Below are 19,412 nucleotides of genomic sequence, written 5' to 3' on the forward strand. Positions count from 1 at the left end.
GAGGGGGAGGGAGGATAATTTGGACAAATTTTCCCCACTTTCCCCCCGTCCCCGTGATTGGTCCGAAGAATAGCAAGCAAAACCATCCTCCAGTCCCGTACATATAATAATGTCCGTCGGAAGCCAACAAAAAACATAAGAATCTCCTAAGGCTATATCCAAAGGATTCCGAAAAACAGTCTTCTATCCGCTTTTACATGAGGACAGGAGAATCCAATTACTATAATATACCATCCAAATCTCACCTTGCAGGCTCTATTATTCGGATACGGCAGGGAAAGCAGAAATCCGCAAACGGGCAGCTCCCATCGGTATCAAGGTTATATTTTCAATCTGCGGGGATTTCGGTGCATCTGTTTCAGGCAACACAGCACACAATCCATACTTATCGATCTTCCACGAAGGAATCCGGCGGCCCTGTGCTTTCACTTCCAAGGGGACATTACCGGGAGTAAACGGGAAATTCACATTTTCTTTCGTATCCACCGTAAAAGCAATGGTTTCTTCGAACGGATAGTGAGTGGTTTCTTTCAAAACGATCTCTTTACCATTCCCCACTTTAGCTTTAACCTGACAAGCTCCGTAAAGAGCGGCCACCAGACCGTTATCCGGAGTAGCCATCACCAAATGTTCGGTATAATAAGGCCATCCCTGTGCGTGATTATGCTGGCAACACCGGCTACTAAAAGGATTCATCGCCAGGAAAGGCCCTCCGTTATCAATCCCGGGATTATGATTTTGAGCATCACTCAACACCTGATTGGGGGAAGTTATATAACGCAAAGCCCTGAAATCAGGCATCACCGCTGCGGGATAAGAATTGAAGGCCACGTTCTCACACTGTTCTGCCCACATCGGATCGCCAGTGATACGCATCATCAATTCGTCGGAAGCCATTTCTTCGACAAACCCACAGGTTTCAGTACCTTGCCGGGGATCGATACATCCCATCCGGGCATTTTCATCAGCCCCGAACATACCACCCGGCACTTGCCCGAAGCAACGGCGAATCAAAGCATGTACATTATAGCTGGCAGCCAAATGGGCCGAATCACCCGACAGCATATAATAAGTGGCCGGTTCACGGAAACACTGTGCTACATTCACATTATGCCAGTTGGGTAAACGACTGTCTATTGTCCAATCGGCCGTACAACGGTGAATCTTCTCCGCCAGTTCCAATAAAAATGAATCACCGGTAATATTATACAACCAATATACACTCCAAAGGTTATCACCTCCCCGGCTATTTTCCCAATAATCCCTCAGGAATTTACTGTCATCGACCGTCAACTGCCATTTGAAATAATTGGTCATCAAATCGATCACCCGCTGATCGCCGGAATATTCATAATAAGACTGCATACACCACAACATAATCATGTTAGCCCACAATTCCCGGCGGCCATCCCGTTCGTTTACCGGTCCGAAATACCCGTCCGGCTGTACACTTTTGAAAACCCCTTCCAGCCAAACTTTCGTCTCGGCAATCATTTTAGGATCGTTCAGGATATAGGCCAGATTACCGTACCCCTTCAACCAATAGGGCACCTCTTCCCAACCGTGTTGTCCGCCAGCAGTCAGCCAAGCATTATCGTTTTTTTCCAGCCAGGCACTGATTTCTCCCAAATGTCCGGTCAGCCCGTCTCTCTGCAATTCCAGGTATTTTCTCAGCCATCCTTCGGGTTGAATACTCCCTACAGGTAATTTAATAAACTGTAAAGGCTTCAAAGGGGCCCGGCTAGCGGTATAATTCACATTGGCCACCTTAGTCGAAGGACGTTCTACTACAGCAATATGCTCTTCGTCAGCCGAACAAAAACCGGTGAATAAAATACCTGTTGCCAATAAAGCACCTGCACAAACCGACAACGATTTTGTGAATAAAGTCATCATTTTAGATTAAAAATTTCTATAGCGTAAAAATAGTTCCAAAATGAGACAAAAGGTAAAAGAATCTAACCATTAAATGTCAATATCAGGTAAAAATCAGGTCCGGAATCAGGCTTCAAACGTTTGGTTTGATCTGAAAATACCATTTTATGACATAATTTTATTAGTATCCTATCCGGATTATTTCTTATTTTGTAACAAAATTACACACTAAATACTTTATATATGAAAAAAAGATTACTCATCGTATGCTGTGCATTGTGCTCTCTGATGGCTTGTAACAGCAAGACCGATACGGGCACGACCTTATCCGGATTAAAGAAAGCAGATTTCGACACGACGGTTTCCGGAAAAAAAGTCGCTTTATACGAACTGAAAAACAAAAATGGTGTAGAGGTAGCGATCACGAACTACGGAGGTCGTATCGTTTCTATTTGGGTACCCGACCGGAACGGCAAGTTCGGTGACATCATGCTGGCCCACAGTTCTATCGCCGATTATATCGCCGACCAAGGTGGTAATTTCGGAGCTCTGATCAGACGCTATGGTAACCGGATCAATCAGGGACGTTTTATCCTGGACGGCCAGGAATACCAATTGCCTCAAAATAATTACGGTCACTGCTTACACGGAGGCGACACCGGATTTCATCACCGGATTTGGGATGCAACCCAACCCAATGCCCAGACATTAGTCCTGAGCTGTGTTTCTCCCGACGGAGAAGCCGGTTTTCCGGGAACGCTGAAAACAACGGTTACTTACAGCTTGTCCGACGACAATGCTCTTCAGATCAACTATGAAGCAGAAACCGACAAACCGACGATCGTCAATCTGACCAATCATGCTTATTTCAACCTATCAGGAGATGGCAAAACCACCATTCTGGATCATCAGTTGACGCTGAATGCCGATTATTATACTCCGGTGGACAGTACGTTTATGACTACCGGCGAAATCGCACCGGTCGAAGGTACTCCGATGGATTTCCGGACAGCAACCGCAATCGGTGCCAGAATCGATAATTACGATTTCGAACAATTGAAAAACGGTCACGGCTACGACCACAACTACGTTTTGAACACCCAAGGCGACATCAGCCAAGTTGCAGCTAAAGTGTACGACCCCAAAAGCGGACGTACTCTGGAAGTATATACCAACGAACCGGGTATTCAATTTTATGCCGGCAATTTCCTCGACGGGACTGTAAAAGGTAAACACGGTATTTACTATCCCTTACGTTCTGCTCTTTGCCTGGAAACACAACACTATCCCGATTCCCCCAACAAAGCCGACTGGCCTTCGGTTGTCGTACGTCCGGGAGAAAAATATCATAGCACCTGTATTTATAAATTCGGTGCAGAATAACCGATAGCTCCTGTTAGTATGACAAGGAGATACCCAAGCAATTTATAAAGTTAAAACGGTGACAACAGTAAAAACGGTAACAAAGGTTGCAAACTGGACTGTCACCGTTTTCTTTTTGATTATTATGACTTCAATATTTATGAAAATAAGCTTCATCTTCATACTTTTCCTCTTCTGTTCTCTCCATAGTTATGGAACAACACCTAAAATTAAAGTTTACTGTAATCCGGTTCTGGCTAAGTCGACTCCGGATCCTACTGTGATTCAAGCTCCCGACGGAATGTTTTATTTATACGCCACCGAGGATATTCACAATATACCGATTTATAAATCTCCCGATCTGGTTAACTGGACTTTTGTCGGAACTGCTTTCACCGATGCGACACGTCCGACTTTCGAACCCAAAGCCGGTTTGTGGGCGCCGGATATCAATCACATCGATGGGAAATACGTGCTATACTATGCGATGTCCCGCTGGGGAGGAGAACATACTTGCGGTATCGGATGCGCCGTTGCCGACTCGCCGGCAGGACCATTTACGGACCAGGGAAAACTCTTCAGGAGTAATGAAATCGGAGTTCAAAACTCTATCGATCCCTTTTATATCGAAGAAAACGGAGAAAAATACCTGTTTTGGGGAAGTTTCCGGGGTATTTATTATATCGAATTAAGCGAAGATGGACTTCATATCCGTCCCGGTGCAAAACCGACGCAGATAGCAGGAACGGCCTACGAAGCCGTATATGTCCATAAAAAAGGCAAGTATTACTATCTGTTCGCTTCCATCGGTTCATGTTGTCAGGGAGAAAAAAGTACCTACACCACGGTCGTCGGCAGGTCGGAAAGCCTGTTCGGCCCTTACATGGACAAAAACGGCAATTCCATGCTCGACAACCACCACGAGGTGGTCATTCATCCCAATGCTAGTTTTGCCGGTACGGGGCACAATGCCGAAATCATGACCGATAAAAAAGGAGACGACTGGATTTTATATCATGCTTATATCCGGGATAAGGCCAAACAAGGGCGGGTAGTGATGCTCGACCGGATACACTGGAAAAAGGGTTGGCCTTACGTGGAAGGAAATATGCCGTCGAATGAAGCCCAGGCTCCCAAATTCTAAATGTATCCTTGTAAAGCTTTTGTACTAATCTAATCACTCTACAGCCATGAAAATTTTATTTTTCATTCTATTCCTGCTTTACACCATGAGTTTGTGGGGACAACACCAAGCTCCCCTATTCCGGGATCCGATTACCGATGGAGCTGCCGACCCGGTACTTATCTGGAACCGGACTGAAAAAAACTGGTGGATGCTTTACACGCAACGCCGGGCAAATTCCGAAACCGCAGACGTCGCCTATTGTTATGGGAATCAGATCGGTATAGCCTCTTCCGACGACCATGGTCAAAGTTGGGTTTACCGGGGCACTCTCGACCTGGATATCGAACCGGGACACAACACATTCTGGGCACCGGATGTCGTGTATCACAACGGTAAATACCATATGTTCGTATCTTATATTCAAGGCGTACGCAATCATTGGAGCGGGAATGCCTGTATCGCCCACTACACTAGTAAAAATTTATGGGACTGGAAATATGCAGGAAAACCACAGATCAACTCCAATATCATCGATCCTACCTTATACCGGACTCCCGACGGTACTTGGAAAATGTGGTACAAAGACCAGAACCGCGGCTCTGTGACAATGATGGCCGAAAGTAAAAATCTAAAAAAATGGATTACCCACGATCAGCCGGCAATTGGAGGGAATGCCCATGAAGGCCCCAAAGTATTCCGTTTCGGCAATTATTACTGGATGATCACCGATGAATGGCAAGGTTTGCGGGTATACCGTTCCACCGACTTAAATACCTGGGAAAAACAAGGATTGCTCCTGGATAAACCAGGCAAGCGTTTCCAGGATACTCCTCAGGGAGCACATGCCGACGTCGTTGTGGCCGGAGATAAAGCTTATATATTCTACTTCACACACCCGGGACGTAAATCACATACCGAAACCCGAAATGATGAATCAGGCAACCTACCGTATCAATACCGGAGAAGTTGTATTCAAGTAGCTCCCTTGACCATCCAGGACGGCCTTCTAATCTGTGACCGCAATAGCGATTTCGACTTCTATCTACCTAACGAAGAAGACTGATGAAAAATCGATCACGGGGACGGGGCAATTGTGCGAAATTTTCGCACAATTGCCCCGTCCCCGTGATCGATTATACATTAAATCTAAAATTCATCATATCTCCATCCTGCACCACATAATCTTTCCCTTCTACCGACATTTTGCCGGCTTCTTTGCATTTCGTTTCGGAACCGTATGCAATGAAATCATCGTATTTGATCACTTCGGCCCGGATAAACCCTTTTTCGAAATCGGTATGGATAATACCGGCCGTCTGAGGTGCTTTCATACCTTTACGGAAAGTCCATGCCCTCACTTCTTTCGGGCCAGCAGTAAAATAGGTCTGAAGATTCAATAAATGATAAGCCGTACGAATCAGCTTGTTGACTCCGGCTTCCTTTAGTCCCAAATCTTCCAGAAACAATTGTTTCTCTTCGTAGGTCTCCAGTTCTGCAATATCAGCCTCAATGCCTGCCCCGATAATCAATACTTCGGCTTTTTCATTTTTCACCGCTTCACGAACAGCATCTACATATTTATTTCCCTTCACAACCGAGGCTTCGTCGACATTGCAAACATACAATACGGGTTTATTGGTCAATAATTGCAGGTCTTTGGCCGCTTCCTGTTGTAAATCGTCCAATACGACGGTACGGGCAGACAATCCTTTCTCCAAGGCAGCTTTATACAGATGAAGTACTTCAACCAAGCGTTTAGCGACCGGATCCCCACCTGTCATAGCTCTTTTCTCCTCTTTCTGTAAGCGATTATCTACTGTTTCCAAATCTTTCAACTGCAATTCAGTATCGATAATTTCCTTATCCCTCACCGGATCTACACTACCGTCCACATGTACGATATTATCGTCATCGAAACAACGTAACACATGAATAATAGCATCCGTCTCACGGATGTTAGAGAGAAACTTATTACCCAATCCTTCGCCCTTACTGGCTCCTTTCACCAGGCCGGCAATATCGACAATTTCAACCACAGCAGGAACCACATTCTGCGGATTCACCAACTCGACCAGTTTATTCAACCGTTCATCGGGAACAGTGATCACCCCGACATTGGGCTCTATCGTACAAAAAGGGAAATTGGCGGATTGCGCCTTCGCATTACTCAAACAATTAAACAAGGTAGACTTTCCAACATTCGGCAGTCCGACAATACCACATTGTAAACCCATAATATATTTTATTTTTATAATTACCTATGATTCCTTCCCTTCCGGGCGTGCAAAGATAATCAATTTTGAAAGATAATTCAATATTAAAATGTGAGGCTTTATTTGTATCTTCGTCCGGATAAACAGTATGCCGCAAGCTTCATGTCAGATATCGATATCCATATAAAAGAATTGGAGTTCCTGAAAAATATTATCCTAAAACACGGGACAAGAACAGAAATCAAGAAAAATAGTTTTTTTATCCAAAGGGGACATTTTTGCCATGAGATAGCCTATATCGTCCGGGGAAGTTTCAAATTTCTCCGCCATGACGCTAAAGGTGCAGAACACATTATGGCTTTTGCTTTCGAGAAAGAAATTATATCCTCCTACCTGCCTTCCCGAAAGGGTTGTGACGCTTTATTGGATGTAAAAGCTTTAGAAGATTCTGTCGTTATCCAGGCCCCTCTGGAAACCTTACGTTCTTTTCTTCAAATATCGGTCGACGGTGAAATTTATGTACGTGCATTCGTCGAATCGTTGGCCTTCGACTTTCTCAAAAAAATAATTTCCCTGCATTGTGATACCCCCGAGGAACGTTATCTCCAATTACAAAAAAGAGTTCCCGATATTTTGAACAGGGTTAATCTCAAAGAAATTGCTTCTTACCTCAGAATCACTCCCGAGACATTAAGCCGGATCAGAACCCGTATTCTCAACGAATCCAGAAAAAATCTTGATTAAAATCAAGATTTTTTCTCTTTCTCCAAGACAAGTTCGTCATTTCACCTATAGAATTTTATTTTTGCTATCTCCTTAAAAACAAACAACTATAAAATAAAATGTGATATGAAAAATTTTACTTTAATCGCTTGTCTGACTTTAGGCCTGATATCCTGTTCCAATACAGGTTACGAGAAAAAAATACCAGGTTCCTGGTGTGAACCCATCCCCGGCAGAGCCCAGGATGTACAAGGAATAAAATTTCAGAAAGACGGGAAAGCCAGTTCGATCAATATGGCCACTCTTCAATACAAAAGCTGGAAGATAAACGGAAAAACACTCATTCTGGAAGGAGAAAGTACCGGCAACCGTCAAACCTTACATTTTTCAGACACCCTGAATATCATACAGCTCGACAAAGACCAGTTGATTTTAAAGAAAGGAGTCGGTTACCAAATTCATTACAAAAGGTACAACTAAGAATGAAGCGCACCTGTTCACTTAACGAACAGTGATGTGAAAGCACCCTTGTTTGAATTCGTAACGGACATAACATTTCTTTTGCTTGCGCAAATCTTGCAAAACCTCTGCCAACACAGACTTTAATTTATCGGTTTCTTCTTTTTCGGCTCCTTTGTAACGGGCATATGCAACATCGAAAGTAGTTCCATAAACATGAGCTGAGTTGGCACTGGCATTCACATTTTTCTTCCGCAACTTTTTCACATTCCCGGTTGTTCTCAACACACTGGTCACGATGATCTTACGGGAAGAGAGGCCTTTACTGGAAAGGGAATCCTGAAAATTCCGGCCAATCGTCTTCAATAATTTCTCTGCCCGGGGAACCAAATAAGGGATAGAATGGGTCAATTCATCTACCTGATAATAACGACAGGAGCCGATTTTATCCAACTTTCCCATTTGCTCTTCCAACAATTCGTCAGAAGTAACCGGTTGTATCCCCCATTGTCGGGCAGCCTTCAGATGCTTATCGTTCAAATCGTTAAATGTACGTTGATAATTCCGGAAATATCGGAATTCTCCTTGTTTTTTCTTTCCACCACAACCACACGTTAAAAATATCAGCAAACCGATGAAAATATACTTCAATATCTGCATATCTGTTGTCCTTTTCAGTGGCAAAGATAACTAATCTGAGAAGTTTTAGCTAATTTTTGAATAGCTGCCAGATCGAATTTTCCTTTTACTTGCAGAAATACAACTTCCTGTTCTTCATCGACAACCGATACAAAAACCTGATGGACTTTATTTTTAACCGTTTGCATATAGAGTTTCACCTCCGATCCATCTTCTTGTACACTGATCAATTCCTCGAGTTTGCTAGCCCGGACAAATGCCCGGATATCTTTACATAGCATTTTACTTTCTTCTCCGCTACAACTCAATATGCGGAAAGAAGAACATTGCCGAATCAATGCATTTATATCGTTCGCTTCTTTCCCGATAAACCAGGAAGCCAAAAGACAACCCAAGCCATCCATTCCGAACGATCCGACATTTTCCGAATCCTGATATTTTTTGCACAATTGTTCGAACTCTTTGTTATTCTGAGCCCAAGAGGGGATTACCCAACCTCCGATTAAAATCAATACGAACAAACTTTTTTTCATCATCCCAAAGTTTAAAATTCGACACACTCTATTTCTTTACTTTTCCGAGGTACTCCATACCTTCCACATTTACTGCTTTAGCCAAACGGGAGATTTTTTTCAAATCGATCACCCCACAAAAGCTCATCAACATAAACTCTTCCTTTCCTCCTACCAATATCACCAATTCGACAATCTCCTTATTCTTTTCCCGGACATACATCCACACCTGTTCTCCTTCTTCCAGAATGCTCATCAATTCCTCATATTCAGGCTTTCGCTTCTGAAGCATCGTCCGTACTTCCTGAAAATACCGGTCTGTTTCCTGTTCTGTTGTCAGCATTTTCATACCGGTCAAATTTCGGATAATACTTTCCGTTTCAGCATCCGTGATCTCTGAAATCATTTGAAACATCCTGGAGCTGATATTGACCTGTGTAAAGACTTTATTTTCTTTCGTCTTGGCCAAAAAATCGCTCACCAGATCCTGGGCCTGGACACTACAGGTTCCTATCAAAAATAATCCAATGCATATCCACTTTTTCATTACCTATTTATTTTATATATCGGTTTATCCATTTCATTTCGTCCATATTCTCTTCCAACAGTTGTTGTCCTCTGTTCATCTTCGAAGATACAAAATTCAAAGCCTGCCGGACTTCGGCCAGTGCCTGTTCGGGAGTCTGACAAGTATCCTTTTGCGGATTCCCTATATCGATCAATACCTGGCTTACCCCTATCAATAACAACAACACCGCAGCCACCCGAAGCCCTTTTCTCCATCCGGCAGGACGTTTATTGTAGATGGAAGCCAAAATTTTCCGGTCGAAATCATTTCCTAACCCGATTTGTCTTTCCCCTTCCTGAAAGATGAACAGCTCCCTATATTCGGCCAATTCTTCCGGCATTTGCCGGCAATGCTTATAAAAATAACGCAGTTCTTCTTCTTCGGGTAAGGTGGTTTCACACTTCCAGTACTTATCCAACAACCCTATGATCCGATCATAATCCATAATTCTCCATGTTTAAAATCCATGTTTTAATTTTTTTCCTGGCCCGGAATAAATTCACTTTCACCTGTTCTTCCGTCACCTGTAAAGTTTTCGCAATATCCCGATAACTCAGTCCTTCCATATCTCTCAATTGGACGACATCCCGCTGTAAACCGGGTAATCCGTCAATCATCCGATATAACAACTTCATCTTTTCGGTACGGATTATATTTTCCAACGGTTGTTCCTGCACTTCCTGTTCATATGCCCCTTCCAACTCCTTGCTCCGATTGTCTTTCAAGACCAATCGGTTTAAAGCCAGATTCCGGGCCATAGTGTAACAATAAGCTGCCAGATTTTCAACCTTTCCTTTTTCATCCCTCCACACCTTCAGCATTACATCCTGAACAATATCTTCGGCCTCTTCTTTGCTTCGCAGAATACACCAAGCCACCCGAAACAACCGATCCTTTAAAGGAAGTACCAGAGATATAAATTCATTTTTATCCATCATTCAAACTCACTTACAATACTAAGACAGTTGAAAAGATCAAAAGTTACATAAAAGACCGAATTTTCGGAAAATAAAAAAGGTACCCCGTTTCCGGGGTACCTGATCGATCAGTCAAAGAGTCAATTAATTATTTCCTCTTTTCTTATATTCTTCCAAACCTTGTTTCAAAAATTCAACGAAAGCATCTTTATCCAGGTTATGTCCTCTTGGAGCAGCCAGTATATGCGGTCTCAGATCATTATCGTTGCCGCCGCGGCTATCCAACAAAATGTAGTTGGGCTGTGCATTGGAATCGAATTTCTTGATCTGGAAGTCAGCATTTTTCTTGCCTAATGTTTTCTTTTTCTTTCCGTCATAATCGGATACATACCATTCACTTTCAGGTAAAGTAGTCTTGTCGTCTACATACAAAGCCACTACGACATAATCGTTTTTCAACATATCCAATACACGCGGATCGGACCATACCGATTGTTCCATTTCGCGGCAATTTACACAACCGTGTCCTGTGAAGTCGATAAAGAGCGGCTTGTTTTGAGCCTGAGCACATTTTAAAGCCTGATCATAATCGAAATAGCCATCCAAACCATGAGCTAAGTGCAAGAAATCGGAATATTTCGGAGCTTCACAAGCGTCAGACTTCTTAGCTGTTCCGGTAGCAACACCACTGACAGAAATCTGCTTTACATTATCCCGTACAATCCGGTTGATATCGAAGTCGATGGTTTCCTGAGGCGGGAAATAACCGGCCAAAGCTTTTAAAGGAGCACCGAACATACCCGGAATCAGATATACCACAAAAGTGAACGTAGCGATGATAAACGCCAGACGGGGAACACCGATGTATTTCAGTTCGCTGTCATGTGCAAATTTGATTTTACCCATCAGGTACAATCCCTGCAAAGTAAAGATCGTTACCCAAATAGCGATATATATTTCACGGTCGAGTAATCCCCAGTGGTAAGTCTGGTCGGCAACCATCAGGAATTTGAATCCTAAAGCAACTTCTATAAAACCGAGTACCACTTTTACAGAGTTCAACCAACCTCCTGATTTCGGCAGGTTGCTTAGTTTTGAAGGGAAGAAAGCAAAGAAACCGAAAGGTAAGGCTACAGCGATAGAAAATCCCAACATACCGATAATCGGACGCAGTACAGATCCTCTGGCAGCCTCAACCAGTACAGTCCCGACAATCGGAGCTGTACAAGAGAAAGATACCAATACCAAAGTGAAAGCCATGAAGAAAGCTCCGACATATCCGCCTTTATCTGCCTGTGCATCCGATTTATTTACAATCCAGGAAGGTAATACAATCTCGAAAGCACCGAAGAAAGAAGCTGCGAAAATCATAAAGATCACAAAGAAAAATACATTAGGCACCCAATTGGTACTTAACCAGTTGATAAAATCAGGACCTAATAACATAGAAATAATCAATCCCAGAGCGGTATAGATAGCGATAATCGACAAAGAGAAGAAGATCGCTTTTGCTTTCGCCTTTGCTTTGTTCGTATCTCCGTGCATAAAGAAAGATACAGTCATCGGAATCATCGGGAAAACGCAAGGCATCACCACAGCAGCCAAACCGGCTACGAAAGCCCCCCAGAAAAATATCCACAAAGACTCGTCTTTAGTCGAATCACTGGAAGAATCGGTTGCAGCAGCAGCTTTTACTTCAGTTTTAGCAGCAGGCTGATCACCGATCTTGATATCGAACGATTCGTCGAATCTCACACATTGTCCTTCGCGGCATACCTGAAATTCGATTTCACCTTTTACAGCAGCAATAGCCGGATCGGTTACTTTAATTTTTTGAGTAATGACATATTCAAGTTCGAACGACCAAACGTCCACACCGAATACATCGTCATGTTCTTTTTTGGGTTCGTTCTCTGTTGCTTTTCCAACCAATTCGATCCCTTTTCCGGCTTCTTCAAAAGTAACAGTTGTAGCCATAGGACCACCTTCGGGCGTATACATCGAATAAATATGCCATCCCGGTTCTAAAGCGGCCTTAAAAACAAGTTCGTATTCATTATTTCCCAGACTCTTCTGAGAATATGACCATTGAGCCGGATTTTCTACCTGTGCCGAAACAGTAAAAATACCCAGCATGAACGTCAACAAAAAAGCAAACAATCCTTTTTTCATAAACTATTAAGTGTATTATTAATTAATTTTCATTCTTGCCTCTACACCGTCTGATGCAAAATCTCCATACAAAAATATTATTAATTTTTTTTCACACTAGACGCAAATACAAGTTTAACATATAATTAATGGGTATGCAAACGTTTTTCAAGTTTCTTTAAGAAGGCCACGGACAATCTCTGTCCGCTGTATTTTCATAAGTTGACAGCCATAGCATATACACCCGGAATCCCTCTTCTCAGCAATATAAAATCCTCCCCCGATCAATCCTCCTTCCCAACCGGACGATCGATCTTTCCACTTTTCACCTTTACTTTTTTCTAATTCTCCAACTCCCGGTTATAGCGGTTATAGAAATGGTATTCGTAGATATAATAGGAAGGGACATCAACTATTTTCAGTGAAATATGATAACGGAAAGCCCATTTCCGCCGCATGGACAGTAATCCTTTTTTCAGGTAGGCACCGACAAAAGGGTGCACTTTTAAGATAATACGTTTGTTTTTCTTCTCATATACAAAAAATTCCAATTCATCTTCAATCTTATCGATCACCAGAATAGCGGCTTCCGCTTTACCGGTACCGTGACATACCGGACACAGTTCGGTCGTATCCACAGTCATAGCGGGGCGTACCCGTTGGCGGGTAATTTGCATCAACCCGAATTTACTCAATGGCAGGATCGTATGCTTTGCCCGGTCGATTTCCATACATTCCTTCATTTTATCGAACAATTTCTGGCGATTTTCCGCCTTTTGCATATCGATAAAATCAATGACGATAATCCCTCCCATATCCCTCAACTGCAATTGCCGAGCCACTTCTTCGGCTGCTGCCAGATTGACTTCAAGGGCATTCGTTTCCTGATCGTCCCCCAGTTTGGTCCGGTTACCGCTATTCACATCGATCACATGGAAAGCCTCCGTATGTTCGATAATCAGATAGGCTCCGTTTTTAAAGGAAACCGTCTTTCCCAAAGAAGATTTGATTTGCTTATCCACACCAAAATGGTCTAAAATCGGTATCTCAGGAGAAACATATTTGACAATATCCTGCTTTTCCGGAGCAATAGTAGTCAGAAAATGCCGGATTTCTTTACTCAGCGTGATATCGTTGACATATACATTTTCGAAAGAGGGATTCAGGATATCCCGGAGTATGGCACTGGTACGATCGATCTCTCCTAAAATCAATTTCGGAGGTTCTATCTCCCGGATGTGTTTAAAAGCCATTTCGAAACGTTCGACCAATTCTTTGAGCTCACTATCGAAAACAGCTACTTTCTTTCCTTCGGCGACAGTCCGGACGATCACGCCATAATTCTTCGGTTTGATACTTTCGATCAAACGTTTCAGTCTTTTCCGTTCTTCCGGAGATTTTATTTTTTGGGAAACCGACACTTTATCGGCAAAAGGCATCAATACCAGATTCCGTCCTGCAATACTCAGTTCGGAAGTCAAGCGGGGTCCTTTGGTAGAAATCGGTTCTTTGGCCACCTGAACGGCCACCCATTGTCCGACTGTCAGAATATCGGCAATTTTCCCATTTTTGGGAATTTCCGGTTCCAGTTTCAACTTCGATACCGGCATTCCTTTTCTAGCTATACATTGTTTGATATAGCTATCCAGCGAATGAAACTGGGGACTCAAATCCAGATAATGTAAAAAAGCATCCTTTTCATACCCTACATTCACGAAAGCAGCATTCAATCCCGGCATGATTTTCTTCACTTTTCCGAGATAAATATCCCCGACAGCAAATTGCATACTGGTCTTTTCCTTTGTCAATTCGATCAGTTTCTTTTCTCTCAACAGGGCAATGACAATTTCATCTGCTTTGACGTCAATAACTAACTCACTACTCACAACTTTTATCTATTTAAGATACCGTATTACATTATCTTTTAACCAAATAAACCTAAAGACGTGTGCCTTTAGGTTTATATCTTTACTCACAAACGCGAAGAATTTTACTTCTTCTTATGACGATTCTTTCTCAGTCTTTTTTTCCGTTTGTGGGTAGCCATCTTATGTCTTTTTCTTTTCTTACCGCTTGGCATAAATTCCTCCTTTCTTATTTTTTAACATTACCCTTTACGTCGTTAACAAAACTCTTGGATGGTTTGAATGAAGGAATAAAATGTTCCGGAATTTTGATAGTTACGTTTTTAGAAATATTACGGGCTGTTTTTTCAGCTCTCTTCTTCACAACGAAACTACCGAAACCTCTTAAATACACGTTTTTACCCTCAACAACGGAATTTTTAATTGACTCCATAAAAGCCTCCACAGTTGCTTGCACAGCTACTTTCTCAATCCCGGTCGTTCTCGAAATTTCGTTAACAATATCCGCTTTTGTCATTTTCTTTAAATATTTAATATTCAATAATTTATTTCTTCTCGTTCAAATTTCAGTCTGCAAATATAAAGCTTTTCTATTAAGAATAAAAAAAACGGGATGATTTTTGTCATTTTTTTCTGAATCAGATTTTTTTCCTTAATTTCGCTTTTCTGAAAAAAATCATGCAGACGATGTATCCCATGTCCGTTTTTTTTCGTAACTTGTGTAAAATTTCAGTTAAGAAATTTACACGTGTATATGGGTTTCGAACAATGATTCACTCATTATCTGCTTCAATTATTTAAATAATTTAATTAGGACGCATTATGGTAAATAAGGTAATTTTAATTGGAAATGTAGGTGCTGATCCGGAAGTCAGATACCTGGAAGGCGGAGTAGCGGTTGCCAATCTCCGTCTGGCAACTACGGAAAGATATAAAAACAAAAACGGCGAAAACATCGATCAGACCGAGTGGCATAACATCGTATTATGGAGAGGATTGGCTGAAATCGTCGAAAAGTATGTCAAAAAAGGAATGCGTCTTTATATCGAAGGACGGATTCGTACCCGTTCCTGGGACGACCAGAATGGAGTAAAAAGATATACGACCGAAATTTATGCCGATAATATGCAAATGTTATCTTCCAGACAAGACGGTGAGGCCACAGGAAATGCTCCCAGATCTTATACGCCGTCGGTTTCAAGTAGCACTTCAACGACCGCTACTCCTCCGATGAATACACCGGACGATAACGACGATCTGCCATTTTAAGGCTGAAAGGCGATAAGCTATAGGCTATAAGCGAAAAGCGAAAGGTGAAAAGCTATAAAAATAAAGTTTTTCAATTATCTTTGTCCCAGTATAGCCTGGAGTTTTAATCTTAAAGCTCTGGCTTTTCAAACTCATAGCAATCAGCTTTTAGCTTATAGCTTATAGCCTTTAGCTTAATTTGTTTAACTAATTCATTTCATTTTGGAAACAGACGCTTATGACGCGGCACAAAGTATATTCCGCGGAACTTTCGATCTTGCAGACATTGTTTTTCTGATTATTCTTCTATTCCTTCTGTTATGTTCAGCATTAGCTTCTGCCTCAGAAGTAGCCTATTTCTCTCTATCTCCCGGAGAATTAGAAAAATTGAAAGAAAAAGGTTACGATAAAGTAGCCAATCTTCACCAAAAGCCGAATCTATTACTATCGACCATTCTGATTACTAATAATTTCGTAAATGTAGGTATAGTCATTCTATCGACTTATCTGGTTAATTCTTTATTCGATTTTTCGGGTAATCCTGTGTTGGGATTTATCATTCAGGTGATAGGGGTCACTTTCATCATCCTTTTATTCGGTGAGATTATACCCAAATTATACGCTAATCGCTCACAGGTAAAAATGGCCATTTTTATGGCAGGTCCTTTGACTTTCCTCACTTATCTTTTCCGTCCTTTATCGACCTTATTGATCCGGTCAACTTCCCTTATCAGCAAACGAATGGCCAAAAAAGACGGCTTATCCATGGATCAGTTATCCAAAGCCCTGGAATTGACCGAAGATGCAGAAATCAACGACGAAAAAGATATTTTAGAGGGAATCGTACGGTTCAGCAATATCGCTGCCATCGATATCATCCGTCCCCGCATCAACATTATAGCCCTGGATATCGAAGATAGTTTCGAAGTAGTCAAAAATGTGGTAATCGAACACGGGTATTCCCGCTTGCCGGTATATCGTGAAAATCTGGACACCATCGAAGGTATTTTGTACGTCAAAGACTTGCTTGCCCATCTGAAAGAGCCTCAGAATTTCGCATGGCAATCGTTGATCCGTCCGGCCTATTTCGTACCGGAGACCAAAAAAATCAATGATTTGCTGGAAGAATTCCAGGTAAAAAAGGTCCATATGGCCATCATCGTCGACGAATACGGAGGAACTTCCGGGATCGTAACCATGGAAGATATTCTGGAAGAAATTGTCGGAGAAATCAACGATGAATATGATGAAAAAGAAGAAACCTATACGAAATTATCCAACAACACCTATATTTTCGAAGCCTGTACTCTATTAAATGATTTTATTAAAATCGTAGATGCAGATCCGGATAGTTTCAAAGATATCGAAGGAGAAGCCGATACCCTGGCCGGTTTGATTCTGGAAATCAAGGGAGAATTGCCCGGAAAGAACGACGTAATCACTTATCAAAGCCATAAATTCACAATTTTGGAAGTCGATAACCGCCGGATAAAAAAAATCAAATACGAAAGAAATTGATACAGGTTTACTGAAAAATAAATACCTCATGTGATGCTAAAAACAGCTTTTATTCTATTCTTACTCCTGGCGTCGGGTTGCAAGGACCAATATACTCCCAAGCCTTACGGATATTTCAGGATCGACTTTCCTGAAAAACAGTGGGTCGCTTCTCCCGACACTCTACCCTATTGTTTCGAGCAATCGGCACAGGCCATCTTGGAAGCCGATCCCGATAAGCAGGCAGAACCAGGGTGGATGAATCTTTCTTATCCGCAATACAACGCCAAACTCCATCTCTCCTATAAAGAGATCAACAACGATACCGCCCTGAATCATTATCTCGAAGACTGTCATCATCTGGCCTATACGCATACGATAAAGGCCGAATCGATCAACGAAAAATATTTCAAGAATCGGGAAATTTTCGGACTCATTTATTATATCGAAGGAAATACCGCTTCTTCCACTCAATTTTTCATCACCGATTCCACCCGTCATTTTCTGCGCGGAGCTTTATATTTCAACCAGCACCCCGATAAAGATTCTTTGGCTCCGGTCATCGATTATTTACGGGAAGACATCGTCACTCTGATGGAAACACTCCGCTTTAAAAACAAATGAAAAAACTTCTATTTCCCGGCCGTATAGGGAACCGGTACTTCCAGTATACGACACAACATCGGTAACAAAGCGGTCATTTGACACTCCTGAGGTAAGTCCTGAGGTACCCCAGCCCCATACAGATAAAGCGGAACCCGGTTTCTCTTGCTATAGCGCGCATAATTGTCTTCCCGTTCCTTTAGGGTTGGAATCCAGGTCGGTACCAGGGAATACAAAATATCTCCGCTCCGTTTCTGAGAAAAAGCATTCTGAAACAAGACTTCCTTACCTGCCGACGACGCATTATGAGTCAAGGAATAAGCAGTCAGTACATGTCCGACCCCCTCGAATTCGATCATAAAATCAGCGATCTTATCCTGCATCTCTTTCAAAGAAATTTTTTTCTGTTCGATCAACTGACGATCCAGGTAAATTTGTTCGGCATCATAATCCAAAATCCATTCCCCTTCTCCATATACCAGGTTCAAGAAAGACTTCAATAAGGCAACGGCTTTAAAAATACTGAAATATCCGGAGGTCAATCTCATCTTGGCCAATTCTTCCGGCAACAATTCACGGGCTTCGGAAAAAGTTAGAAAAACGGTATAATTTCCTTTTCCCACCCGGCTATCCAATTCATTCAAAAGCTTTTCGACATTCCGGTCCAATCGCATCACGACATCCTGAAATTCGCGGGAATATACGCCATAATCCCGGTTCATATAGTCCAGACAGGAAAAATTCAGTGCCAGTAAATCAGCATCGTTATCATGCCCGAGTTGCTCCGTCTTGAGTAATTCAAGCGCTAAATCCGTCACCAGGGTATTAGCATAAGGAGTAGCTTTTAAAATCCGATAGGTATCGAATTTCCGTTTCGCCTGTGCCAAATCGTAATAAAAATTATTTCCCAAACCGATCTTGTTCTTCAAACGCAGGGAGGTTGCATTACCATCCTCATCCCCCAAAGCCATCCACCCCCGGCGAATAAAAAAATCGCTTTCCATTTTGGCATTATAAGCCTGCAGCCACCCCGGCAACGAATCGGCATAATAATCGGAAGAGATCCATTTACCTGACTCTTCACTCAACCAAATAGCCATATTCGCACAGCTTCCTCCACTCAGAACCGCCTCTTCCCCATTGACAGCAACACTATATACTTTCGAAAAAACATTATTCATCTTCATAGCACATCCGAGTGTCAAGGCTTGTAAGCCTTCAGGACTAAGCCCTTTGACTCCATCTTCCCCCAACATCAGGCAGTTATCCGAGATCACATTATTCTGCCGCTTTCCTCTCAAACGATCGTACCAATCGTGAGCGATCACCCCATGTTCGGATGGCAATAAACCCGTATAAATCGTTGCCTGATCCACTCCGGTCTGCGAATACAGATACCGATAATCGGCCATCATCTCTCTACCTTGCCCACAAATTCTCTTCAAGCCTCCTTCTGCCAAATCGTTCTTATAAATAGTTACCCACTCCGGATAAAAATTACTGACTGTAATCCCTACGATCAATTTCGTCTTATTCTCAGCAGCCATCGATACCATTCCCTGCAGTATCAACAAAAATCCCAGTATCCCCTTTTTCATTTATTTTCAAATTAGATATCATAACCCTTGATCGTACAAAGGTATAAAAACAACCC

General features: G+C 42.3%; 18 protein-coding genes and 1 pseudogene. 8 read left to right on the forward strand and 11 right to left on the reverse strand.

Features of this window, described 5'->3' with window-relative positions; genetic code table 11:
• Positions 1-396: 396 nt before the first annotated feature.
• Positions 397-1,896 (reverse strand): annotated as a pseudogene (locus AC5RDS_RS07530) (beta-L-arabinofuranosidase domain-containing protein); the annotation flags it as partial.
• A 222-nt stretch (positions 1,897-2,118) separates the two neighbouring features.
• Between AC5RDS_RS07530 and AC5RDS_RS07535 the strand changes: the two are divergent.
• From AC5RDS_RS07535 to AC5RDS_RS07545, 3 genes are all read left to right on the forward strand, one after another.
• Positions 2,119-3,258: an aldose epimerase family protein gene (locus AC5RDS_RS07535; RefSeq protein WP_195457538.1), complete on the forward strand. Its 1,140-nt coding sequence runs from the start codon at positions 2,119-2,121 to the stop codon at positions 3,256-3,258.
• 139 nt (positions 3,259-3,397) lie between these two features.
• The gene (locus AC5RDS_RS07540; RefSeq protein ID WP_013610583.1) at positions 3,398-4,381 is read left to right on the forward strand and encodes a family 43 glycosylhydrolase; all 984 of its coding nucleotides are present in this window, start codon (positions 3,398-3,400) and stop codon (positions 4,379-4,381) included.
• A 46-nt stretch (positions 4,382-4,427) separates the two neighbouring features.
• Positions 4,428-5,426: a family 43 glycosylhydrolase gene (locus AC5RDS_RS07545; protein WP_217778560.1), complete on the forward strand. Its 999-nt coding sequence runs from the start codon at positions 4,428-4,430 to the stop codon at positions 5,424-5,426.
• Between the two features lie 70 nt (positions 5,427-5,496).
• On the opposite strand, the gene ychF is transcribed toward AC5RDS_RS07545, so the two are convergent.
• A complete protein-coding gene (gene ychF / locus AC5RDS_RS07550) occupies positions 5,497-6,597 on the reverse strand; it encodes a redox-regulated ATPase YchF (RefSeq protein WP_013610581.1) in 1,101 nt (366 codons plus the stop codon).
• A 141-nt stretch (positions 6,598-6,738) separates the two neighbouring features.
• On the opposite strand from ychF, the gene AC5RDS_RS07555 reads away from it, so the two are divergent.
• A complete protein-coding gene (locus AC5RDS_RS07555) occupies positions 6,739-7,320 on the forward strand; it encodes a Crp/Fnr family transcriptional regulator (protein WP_195328672.1) in 582 nt (193 codons plus the stop codon).
• Between the two features lie 105 nt (positions 7,321-7,425).
• A complete protein-coding gene (locus tag AC5RDS_RS07560; protein WP_013610579.1) occupies positions 7,426-7,779 on the forward strand; it encodes a lipocalin-like domain-containing protein in 354 nt (117 codons plus the stop codon).
• 21 nt (positions 7,780-7,800) lie between these two features.
• Here the strand turns inward: AC5RDS_RS07560 and AC5RDS_RS07565 are convergent, their stop codons facing one another.
• From AC5RDS_RS07565 to AC5RDS_RS07600, 8 genes are all read right to left on the reverse strand, one after another.
• Positions 7,801-8,418, reverse strand: a complete 618-nt coding sequence (locus AC5RDS_RS07565; protein WP_013610578.1) for a DUF5715 family protein — start codon at positions 8,416-8,418, stop codon at positions 7,801-7,803.
• A gap of 14 nt (positions 8,419-8,432) precedes the next feature.
• Complete coding sequence (locus AC5RDS_RS07570) at positions 8,433-8,933, reverse strand: DUF4252 domain-containing protein (RefSeq protein ID WP_041556231.1); 501 nt, start codon at positions 8,931-8,933, stop codon at positions 8,433-8,435.
• Between the two features lie 25 nt (positions 8,934-8,958).
• On the reverse strand, positions 8,959-9,456 hold the full coding sequence (locus AC5RDS_RS07575) for a DUF4252 domain-containing protein (protein WP_013610576.1): 498 nt from the start codon (positions 9,454-9,456) through the stop codon (positions 8,959-8,961).
• 7 nt (positions 9,457-9,463) lie between these two features.
• Positions 9,464-9,922 (reverse strand): PG0215 family putative anti-sigma factor, encoded by a 459-nt coding sequence (locus tag AC5RDS_RS07580; protein ID WP_013610575.1) that lies wholly within the window; start codon positions 9,920-9,922, stop codon positions 9,464-9,466.
• Positions 9,912-10,415 carry a GFO_1088 family ECF-type sigma factor gene (locus AC5RDS_RS07585; RefSeq protein WP_013610574.1) on the reverse strand — a complete coding sequence of 168 codons (504 nt, stop codon included), beginning with the start codon at positions 10,413-10,415 and terminating at the stop codon, positions 9,912-9,914. Before AC5RDS_RS07585 ends, AC5RDS_RS07580 begins: the two co-directional genes overlap by 11 nt.
• Before the next feature lie 123 nt (positions 10,416-10,538).
• The gene (locus AC5RDS_RS07590; RefSeq protein ID WP_013610573.1) at positions 10,539-12,566 is read right to left on the reverse strand and encodes a protein-disulfide reductase DsbD family protein; all 2,028 of its coding nucleotides are present in this window, start codon (positions 12,564-12,566) and stop codon (positions 10,539-10,541) included.
• A 320-nt stretch (positions 12,567-12,886) separates the two neighbouring features.
• Positions 12,887-14,431: an Rne/Rng family ribonuclease gene (locus AC5RDS_RS07595; protein ID WP_013610572.1), complete on the reverse strand. Its 1,545-nt coding sequence runs from the start codon at positions 14,429-14,431 to the stop codon at positions 12,887-12,889.
• A gap of 208 nt (positions 14,432-14,639) precedes the next feature.
• On the reverse strand, positions 14,640-14,945 hold the full coding sequence (locus AC5RDS_RS07600; protein WP_445557737.1) for an HU family DNA-binding protein: 306 nt from the start codon (positions 14,943-14,945) through the stop codon (positions 14,640-14,642).
• A gap of 284 nt (positions 14,946-15,229) precedes the next feature.
• Here AC5RDS_RS07600 and AC5RDS_RS07605 point away from each other — a divergent pair, with 284 nt between their 5' ends.
• The 3 genes from AC5RDS_RS07605 (at position 15,230) to gldD (ending at position 17,779) form a co-directional block, all read left to right on the forward strand.
• A complete protein-coding gene (locus AC5RDS_RS07605; RefSeq protein WP_046402769.1) occupies positions 15,230-15,679 on the forward strand; it encodes a single-stranded DNA-binding protein in 450 nt (149 codons plus the stop codon).
• 201 nt (positions 15,680-15,880) lie between these two features.
• Positions 15,881-17,176, forward strand: coding sequence for a gliding motility-associated protein GldE (gene gldE / locus AC5RDS_RS07610; RefSeq protein ID WP_087381965.1), 1,296 nt, complete (start codon positions 15,881-15,883; stop codon positions 17,174-17,176).
• Between the two features lie 33 nt (positions 17,177-17,209).
• Entirely contained in the window at positions 17,210-17,779 is a 570-nt protein-coding gene (gene gldD / locus AC5RDS_RS07615) for a gliding motility lipoprotein GldD (protein ID WP_022160937.1), read from the forward strand.
• Positions 17,780-17,787: 8 nt separating this feature from the next.
• Here gldD and AC5RDS_RS07620 read toward each other — a convergent pair whose 3' ends face one another.
• Positions 17,788-19,356, reverse strand: coding sequence for an alkaline phosphatase family protein (locus tag AC5RDS_RS07620; protein WP_046402933.1), 1,569 nt, complete (start codon positions 19,354-19,356; stop codon positions 17,788-17,790).
• Positions 19,357-19,412 lie beyond the last annotated feature (56 nt).

This window comes from Odoribacter sp. (assembly GCF_985060555.1).